The 8041-nt window shown below is 72.7% G+C and carries 11 protein-coding genes; 5 read left to right on the forward strand and 6 right to left on the reverse strand.

Annotation, left to right across the window (positions count from 1 at the left end):
• On the forward strand, nt 1–96 hold a 96-nt coding region (locus AB0C84_RS17575; protein ID WP_131764087.1), incomplete at its 5' end, for an acyl-CoA dehydrogenase family protein.
• On the opposite strand, the gene AB0C84_RS17580 is transcribed toward AB0C84_RS17575, so the two are convergent.
• Together AB0C84_RS17580 and AB0C84_RS17585 are read right to left on the reverse strand one after the other, a co-directional pair.
• Entirely contained in the window at nt 71–1534 is a 1464-nt protein-coding gene (locus AB0C84_RS17580) for a HAMP domain-containing sensor histidine kinase (RefSeq protein WP_361066973.1), read from the reverse strand. The genes AB0C84_RS17575 and AB0C84_RS17580 overlap by 26 nt on opposite strands.
• 1 nt (nt 1535) lies before the next feature.
• On the reverse strand, nt 1536–2216 hold the full coding sequence (locus tag AB0C84_RS17585) for a response regulator transcription factor (protein WP_179842621.1): 681 nt from the start codon (nt 2214–2216) through the stop codon (nt 1536–1538).
• 133 nt (nt 2217–2349) lie between these two features.
• Here AB0C84_RS17585 and AB0C84_RS17590 point away from each other — a divergent pair, with 133 nt between their 5' ends.
• The 3 genes from AB0C84_RS17590 to AB0C84_RS17600 all read left to right on the forward strand — a co-directional run bounded on the left by AB0C84_RS17590 (nt 2350) and on the right by AB0C84_RS17600 (nt 4235).
• Nucleotides 2350–2718 (forward strand): PepSY domain-containing protein, encoded by a 369-nt coding sequence (locus tag AB0C84_RS17590; RefSeq protein ID WP_258941541.1) that lies wholly within the window; start codon nt 2350–2352, stop codon nt 2716–2718.
• Between the two features lie 42 nt (nt 2719–2760).
• Nucleotides 2761–3558 (forward strand): SAM-dependent methyltransferase, encoded by a 798-nt coding sequence (locus AB0C84_RS17595; protein WP_361066977.1) that lies wholly within the window; start codon nt 2761–2763, stop codon nt 3556–3558.
• 206 nt (nt 3559–3764) lie between these two features.
• Nucleotides 3765–4235: an SRPBCC family protein gene (locus tag AB0C84_RS17600; protein ID WP_361066980.1), complete on the forward strand. Its 471-nt coding sequence runs from the start codon at nt 3765–3767 to the stop codon at nt 4233–4235.
• 65 nt (nt 4236–4300) lie between these two features.
• Here the strand turns inward: AB0C84_RS17600 and AB0C84_RS17605 are convergent, their stop codons facing one another.
• From AB0C84_RS17605 to AB0C84_RS17620, 4 genes are all read right to left on the reverse strand, one after another.
• A complete protein-coding gene (locus AB0C84_RS17605; RefSeq protein ID WP_361066983.1) occupies nt 4301–4624 on the reverse strand; it encodes a hypothetical protein in 324 nt (107 codons plus the stop codon).
• A 583-nt stretch (nt 4625–5207) separates the two neighbouring features.
• Nucleotides 5208–5396 carry a DUF5999 family protein gene (locus tag AB0C84_RS17610; RefSeq protein ID WP_179838579.1) on the reverse strand — a complete coding sequence of 63 codons (189 nt, stop codon included), beginning with the start codon at nt 5394–5396 and terminating at the stop codon, nt 5208–5210.
• A gap of 161 nt (nt 5397–5557) precedes the next feature.
• The gene (locus AB0C84_RS17615; protein ID WP_361066986.1) at nt 5558–6055 is read right to left on the reverse strand and encodes a hypothetical protein; all 498 of its coding nucleotides are present in this window, start codon (nt 6053–6055) and stop codon (nt 5558–5560) included.
• A 260-nt stretch (nt 6056–6315) separates the two neighbouring features.
• Nucleotides 6316–7131, reverse strand: a complete 816-nt coding sequence (locus AB0C84_RS17620) for an SAM-dependent methyltransferase (RefSeq protein WP_179842615.1) — start codon at nt 7129–7131, stop codon at nt 6316–6318.
• Nucleotides 7132–7335: 204 nt separating this feature from the next.
• On the opposite strand from AB0C84_RS17620, the gene AB0C84_RS17625 reads away from it, so the two are divergent.
• On the forward strand, nt 7336–8041 hold a 706-nt coding region (locus AB0C84_RS17625; RefSeq protein ID WP_361066990.1), incomplete at its 3' end, for a DedA family protein.

Genomic DNA, 8041 nt, shown 5'->3' on the forward strand with positions numbered 1-8041 from the left:
GTGGAGCGGATGATGCGCGACGCCAAGATCACCCAGATCTACGAGGGCACCAACCAGATCCAGCGCATGGTCATGGCCCGCCAGCTCCTGAAGTAACCGGCCCCGGGGAGCCGGGTCGCAGGGCCGGCAGCCGCACCTCGAACAGCGCACCGCCGCCGGGGGCCTCGCGCACGGCGAGGTCTCCGCCGTGCGCCAGCACCAGGTCGCGGGCGATGGCCAGCCCGAGACCCGCGCCGCCCTCGTCTCGGCTGCGCGCGTTGTCCAGCCGCACGAACCGCTCGAAGATCCGCTCGCGGTCGGCGGGCGGCACCCCCGGCCCGTCGTCGGCGACCCGCACCACCGCCGCGCCCGCCTCCTCGTCCACCGACAGCCGGACCGCCGAGCGCGCGTGCCGCTGGGCGTTGTCGAGCAGGTTGCCGACCACCCGCGCCAGCCGCCCCGGCACGCCCATGACCCGCGGATCGGCCCCGATCGACGCCTGGACGGCGATCCGGTCGCCCGCCGCGCGGCGCTCCAGCTCGTCCAGGACGAGTTCGCCGAGCGCGACGGGCCTGGCCGGCGGGCGGTCCCCGGCGTCGATGCGGGCGAGCAGCAGCAGGTCGGCGGCCAGCCGCTGGAGCCGCAGGACGTCCTCGGTGAGCCCGCCGACGTCCAGCAGCTCCGGATGCGCGGCGGCCACCTCCAGTTGGGTGCGCAGCGAGGCGATGGGGCTGCGCAGCTCGTGCGAGGCGTCCGCCACGAACCCGCGCTGCCGCGCCACCGACTCCTCCAGCGCGGCGAGCGTCGCGTTCGTCGTCGCGGCGAGCCCGGCGATCTCGTCCCGCGCGTCCGGGACGGGCACCCGCCGGGCCAGGTCGCCGGAAGAGGTGATCTCGGCCAGCTCCGCCCGGACCGCCTCCACCGGGCGCAGCGCCCGCCGCGTGACCAGCCACGTCACGCCCGCGACGACCGCGAGCAGGGGCGGCAGACCCGCGAGCATCGCCCGGACCGCGGTGCCCACCGCGTCCCGGGCGGCGGCCAGGTCGGCGCCCGCGTAGACGGTCACCGTCTCGTCCCGCGGCGTCGTGACCTCGACCGCCGCGAACCGGTAGACGGCCGTGCGGTCGTCCACGGTCACGCGGCCCGTGGTGAGGTCCGGGTCGCCGCCCGCCACCTCGCCGCGCGCCGGGTCGTCGTCACCGCGGTCGTCGTCGTCGCCGTCCGGTGGCGGCCGCACGGGCCGCACGGCGGGGGAGCCGGTCCCGTGGATCTCCCGCAGGTCCTCACTGGCCGCCAGAACCCGGCCCTGCTCGTCCACGACCTGCACGGGACGGTCCTCCCCGTCCGGCAGGTCGAGCGCCGCGAACGGGGTGCCGCTCGCGAGCTGCGAGGCCACCTCGCGCGCCGCCACCTCCGCCTTCAGGTCGGCCTGGCCGCCGAGGTTCGAGCGCAGCAGCAGCACCACCGCGAGCCCGGCGGCGACGAGCGCGACGGCCACCACGGCGGTCGCGCCCAGGGTCGTCCTGGCGCGGACGGACGCCGGGCGGCGGGCCATGTCAGGCGCCCCCGTCCCGGGCCAGCCGGTACCCGGCGCCCCGCACCGTCGTGATGGACCGGCGCCCGAACGGGACGTCGAGCTTGCGGCGCAGCGCGCTCACGTACACCTCGACGATGTTGGGGTCCCCGCCGTAGGCGAGGTCCCACACCGCCTCGATGATCTGCGCCTTCGACACGACCCGGCCCGCGTTCGACGCCAGGTGCTCCAGCACCGCGAACTCCTTGGCGGTGAGTTCCACCTCGACCTCGCCCCGGTGCACGCGCCGCGCGGCCGGGTCGACCGTGAGGTCGCCGAGCACGATGGCGGGCGCCGCGCCCCGCGTCCGGCGGCGCAGCAGCGCGCGGACGCGGGCCACCAGCACCACGTAGGAGAACGGCTTGGTGAGGTAGTCGTCCGCGCCGGTGTCCAGGCCCTCCGCCTCGTCGTACTCGCCGTCCTTGGCGGTCAGCATCAGGATCGGCGTCTCGTCGCCCGCCGCGCGCAGCGCCGCGCACACCCGGTAGCCGTTCATCCCGGGCAGCATGATGTCGAGGAGGATCAGGTCGTACCCGCCGCCGAGCGCCCGGTGCAGCCCCTCGGCGCCGTCGTGGACGGTCTCGACCACGAATCCCTCGGCCGTCAGCCCCCGCGCGAGCGAGGCGGCCAGGCGTCTCTCGTCCTCGACGATCAGCAGGCGCATCCCCACAGCCTGCCAAACCGCACCTGAAGCCGGCTTCAGGTCCCTTCAGCGGTGCTACAGGAACGCCCGGCATCGTCCATGGCGAAGGGTCCGGCCGCGAAGGCCGGCACGACACCCGCAGATGGGAGCTTCGATGAGGTTCGACGCACGGCGCATGGTCGCGGGCCGCGGCCTGCTGGTCACGGTGGTCGCCGCGGGCGCGCTCGCCGCCGGGGGAGCCACGGCCGCGGTCGCGGCGGCGGACGGCGGGGAGGGCGCGTCGCCCTCCGGTGGGAAGCCCGCCCGCCCGGCCGTCTCGCTGACGCAGGCCGCGGACGCGGCGCTGAAGGCCGTCCCCGGGGAGGTCCATGAGATCGAGTTGGACGACGACAACGGCAGGACGGTCTGGGAGGTCGACGTCGCCGGCGCCGACGGGAAGAAGCACGAGGTGATCGTGGACGCCGCGACGGGCAAGGCGGTCGCCGGGAAGGCGGACGACGGGAAGGCGGACGACGATGACTGACCTTCCTCCGTAACGGGAAGGGAACGGCCGAGGGGGTGGCGCATGAGCGACCAGAAACCCGTGCCCGGCATCGACACGAGCGTCCCGCATGTTGCGCGCATCTGGAACTACTGGCTTGGCGGCAAGGACAACTATCCGGTGGACCGCGAGGTCGGGGACCAGATCCTCGGGATGCTGCCGGACGTCGCACGGCTGGCACGGGCCTCCCGGCTGTTCCTGAACCGGGTGGTGTGGCATCTGGCCGCCGAGGCGGGGATCCGCCAGTTCATCGACGTCGGCACCGGGCTCCCCACGGTGGACAACACCCACGAGGTCGCCCAGCGCGCCGCGCCCGAGTCGAGGATCGTCTACGTCGACAACGACCCCCTGGTCCTGGAGCACGCGAAGGGGCTGCTCACCAGCACGCCCGAGGGGAGCACCGCCTACATCCACGCGGACCTGCGCGACCCCGGCACGATCCTGGAGGGCGCCGCCGAGACGCTCGACTTCAGCCGCCCGATCGCGTTCACCCTGATGGGCATCCTGGAGTTCGTCCCCGACAACGACCAGGCCTACGGGATCGTGCGGCGGCTCATGGACGCGGTGCCCTCCGGCAGTTACTTCGCCATGTACGACGGGACGAACGTCGTGCACGGAGAGGCGTCCGACCGCATCGTCGACGTCTGGAACGCCGCGGGCAACGCGCAGCTCGTCCTGCGGACGCCCGAGGAGATCGGGCACTTCTTCGACGGGCTGGAACTCGTGGAGCCCGGCATCGTCCCGGTGACGCACTGGCGGCCGGACACGGCGGCCGAGCCGGAGGCGGTGGACGCCTACGGCGCCGTGGGCCGCAAGCCTTAGGCTGTGTTTTCACGTCCCGGCCCACTTCGCTCGCCTTGCGGCTCGCTACGTGACCGGGCCTGGGCGAACGCGGCATCGCTTCGCGATCCGCCCGGCTCCGCTCGCCTCCGGCCTCGCTCCACCGGCCGGCTCACGCGTTCGCGCGGCGTGGCCGGGGCCACTTCGAGACAGGCCCTAGAACCCCAGGTCCGCTGGAACAGGACGCGATGACCCGAAACGAGTTCGTCTACACGACCTACATCAAGACCACGCCGGAGCGGCTCTGGGAGGCGCTCACCGACCCGGGCTCCACCCGCCGCTACTGGGGTGTCGCCTTCGAGACCGACTGGCGGCCCGGGTCCGCCGTCACCTGGCACGAGGAGGGCGCGACGACGTCCGACCCCGAGCAGGTCGTCCTTGCGGCCGAGCCGGGCCGGTGCCTCAGCTACACCTGGCACACCTTCACGCCGGAGTGGGCGCGGTCCACCGGCGTGGACGAGGAGACCCGCGCCCGGCTCCTGCGGGAGCCCCGCTCCAAGGTGACCTTCGATCTCGAACCCGTCGGGGAGGCGGTGAGGCTGACCGTCGTCCACGAGGGCGGCGAGGTGCTGCTCGGCATGTCCCGGCACGGCTGGCCGCACGTCCTGTCCGGCCTCAAGACGCTCCTGGAGACGGGAGCTCCCCTCCCGACCACGTAACCGGTCGCGCGTTCACCGGCCGGCCGGGCACTGCGCTTCGGAACGGTCCACCAAGGGTCGCCCGCTCACATGCGCATGCTGCTGCCGCCGGGCTCCTCCTCGCCGTCGGTGGTGTGCTCCAGCTCCAGGTACTCGTCGTCGGGCCAGAGCTCGTCGGCCACGAAGGCGAGGTACTCCTCGTCGCCGGGGTCCAGCTCGGCGGTCATGGACTCCGGGTGGCCCGGGGGATCGGCGGCGAGGGAGGGGGGCGGGACGGCGCGCGGCGGCTCGGGAGCGGGTTCCTCCTGCTCCGGGGCGGGGCGCGGCGGCATGGGGTGGAGGAGGTTCGGCAGGAAAAGGCCGAACAGGGCGACCAGGGACGCGAGGACCAGGACTGTGACCACACCCACACCGTCCTTCCGCGGTCGAGTTCCGCATGATTGTTGCGTAAGTAGCAAAACAGTTGAACGCTACCGGGATCGCCCGCCGGATGGGAGTCCGACATGCGGATCGGTGGAGACGAACAGCGCACGGCGTCTCATGCGGACGCGCGCGAGCGGGCGAGGTTCACCTGGGATCGCCGCGCCCCGTCCGATCTCCTCTCCAAGGCTGTGCGCGATCGTCGCGAGGGGGCGCCACGACACGCGGGCTTTCGTCGCACGCTGCCAGGGTTTGGCAAGCGGGTTGGAGTCCGGTGGTGGTCGCCTGATGACGGCGCGGAGAAGTGGCCTCGGCATGGCCTGGCCTGGATGAACGCCACGACGGTCCGAAGGCGAATGGAGGGTCTCGGCTTCCGGACCGGGGGCGGCGCGTACGGGGGAGAGCGCCGGTTCATCGAGCTCACGTGGGGTCTGCGGCGGATCGCCGTCTGTGCGGGGGGCTGGGAGGGGAGCCGGAGAGCGTACTCGCGACGTCCCGGGCGGCAGGCGCTCGCCCGGCGTCGGGAACGACCGGCACGTGATCGGATGATCGTGCCGGGACGGGTCGCGGGCTCTAGGCGGCGGTGGTGGGACGGTGCGGTGCGATGACGCGGCCGTCGGGAAGGAGCTCGCCGGTGTCGTCGAAGACGACGACGCCGTTGCACAGGAGATTCCACCCCTGCTCGGGGTGGGCGGCGATGATGCGCGCGGCCTCGCGGTCGAGGTCGTCCGGCTGCGGACAGGGCGGCTCGTGCTGGCAGATGGTGTGGTGCTCGGCGGTCACAGGGTTCCTCCACGGGTGTCCCACGTGATTAAGGACATATTGCAGCCTGCCGCGCTGCGTCCGAAATATGCAAGTGGATGGCGAATTTTTTACCGTCGCCCACGTGTGAAGGCGTCGAAGCTAGGGCAATCAGGGGCGATTCACCGCAAGATGCCACCGTCCGGTTCGTCGCCGTGGTCCACGTCGAGACCGACGACGGCCGTGCAGCCCGTGCAGATCCACTCGGCGACGACGGCCTCGGAGTTGGTGCCGTGGGTCCGGTAGGGGCGCTCGACGGTGCGGCGCCGCATGCCGTGGCCGCAGGAGGAGTGCAGGAGCCTGCCGCAGGCGGGGCACGGCCAGACGTCCTCGCGGCGCAGGTCGCACCGGGGGCACAGCGGCGACTCGTAGTGGCCCGCCGGCTCGCCGAACTCCAGCTCGAACCGCCACTCGTGCTCCAGATCGAGGTACTCGTCGGCGGGCCAGTGGTGGTCGGCCAGCCAGGCGAGGTACTCCTCGTCCCCCGGGCCGAGGACGGCCGTCAGCGACTCGGGGTGCCGTTCGTCCGAACGGTCGGGGCGCCTGCCGTGCCGCGCGGTGGCCAGGAGTGAGAGCAGGCCCACGAGCGCGGCCGCGGCCAGGCCTGTCGCCAGGGGCATCGCGGCGTCCTTACATGATCTTGTGGCGGGAAAGTCCGATCATGAATGCACTTCACAAAACGCTGCGAACGCTACAAGAAAGGCCCAACAACGGAAAAGTCGATCAAAAAGATCTTTTACCTGGATCATGACCGGACGTGGGCCCGAAACCGGGGGGCGAGGCCGTCCGTAACCGCGCGGCCTGCGGGAATCGGGGCTCCGAGCCTCCTGCGGCCGCGGGCGCCGGCGGAACCGGTTTCACTCTCCGCTGAATCCGCTGATCAGTCCTTACGCCCCAGGACGGCGACCATCTGGGAGTGCAGCGGGTGCTCCAGCGGCCCGGCGGGCCCGGCGGGCCGCCACGCGGTCACGTTGGCCACCCCCGGTTCCAGGATCGTGAGGCCCTCCATGAACCGCTCGATCTCGGAGGAGTGGCGGAAGTAGGACCCGCCCAGGCCCGACTGCAGGATGCGCTTGGCCTCCTCGACGCGCGGATCGTCCCCCGCGTCGTGCAGGTGGGTGAGCACGACGTGGCTGCCGGGCGCGAGGAACGGGAGCAGCGCGTGGACGACCCCGGCCGGGTCGCGGTCGTCCGGCACGTGGTGGATGATCGCGGCCAGCACGACGCCCACCGGGCGCGACAGGTCGAGGAGCCCGGTCAGCGCGGGGTCGGTGAAGATCTTCTCGGGCTCGTACAGGTCGCCCTGGATGAACGTCGCGACGCCGGTCTCGGTCAGCAGCGCCCGCCCGTGCGCCAGCACGATCGGGTCGTTGTCGACGTACACCACCCGCGCGTCGGGGTTGGCCGCCCGGGCGAACTGGTGCACGTTGGACGACGTGGGCAGCCCCGACCCGATGTCGACGAACTGGTCGATACCCAGATCGCGGGCCATGTAGGTCACCGCCCGCTCGATGGCGACCCGGTTGCCCTGGGCCACGACGGGGGCCTCCGGCACGAGCTGCATCACCATGTCGGCCACCTCGCGGTCGGCGGCGAAGTTGTCCTTGCCGCCGAGGAAGTAGTCGTACACGCGCGCGAAGGTGGGCGTGGAGGGGTCGATGCCCGGAGGTGCGTTCTCGGGGAGGTCGTCGGCCACGCGCGCGGCTCCTTCTGTCGTGCGCCCTGATCTCCCAGGACGGGCGGCGGCGGTGATCCAACAGTAGGCCGGATGCCCGCCCCCGTCCCCGTTTTCGGCCCCTCGGGGTGCGGTTTTCCGCAGGGAAGGGGTGCGGGAGGCGGCCGGACGGACCGGCGGTGCGCTCCATGGTGGCGCGGCGTCCCGGTTCCTAGCGTCGTACACATGATCGAGACGATGTACGCCGCGCCGGCGGGCGAGCCCGCGGGAGGCGTCGCGGGGTGGGCGACGGACCTGATGGACAGGCTGGGCGCGCCCGGGGCGGGGCTGGCGATCGCGCTGGAGAACCTGTTCCCGCCGCTGCCGAGCGAGGTGATCCTCCCCCTGGCGGGGTTCGCCTCCGCGCAGGGCCGGATGAGCCTGGTGGCGGCGCTCGCGTGGACGACGGCCGGCAGCGTGGCCGGGGCGCTGGCCCTGTACGGGATCGGCGCGCTGATCGGGCGGGACCGGATCCGCGCGATGGTGGCCCGGCTGCCGCTGCTGAAGCTCGACGACCTGGACCGGACGGAGGCGTGGTTCGCCCGGCACGGCGCCAAGGCCGTGTTCTTCGGCCGGATGATCCCGATCTTCCGCAGCCTGGTCTCCGTCCCGGCGGGGGTGGAGCGGATGAGGTTGGCGACGTTCCTGCTCTACACCGCCCTCGGCAGCCTGCTGTGGAACACGGTGTTCGTGCTGGCCGGGTACGGGCTCGGGGACAACTGGCGGACGGTGGAGGAGTTCGTCGGCGTCTACTCCAAGGCCGTCGTCGCGCTGGTCGGGCTGGCGGCGCTGGCGTTCGTCGCCGTACGTATCGTGAAGGCGCGCGGGTCCGCGCGGGGGCCGGGGCAGGGGCGGAGGCAAGGGGCGCACCGAGCGGAGGCGAGAGAAGGTC

The organism is Actinomadura sp. NPDC048955 (assembly GCF_040649435.1).
GTDB classification, from domain to species: domain Bacteria; phylum Actinomycetota; class Actinomycetes; order Streptosporangiales; family Streptosporangiaceae; genus Spirillospora; species Spirillospora luteofluorescens.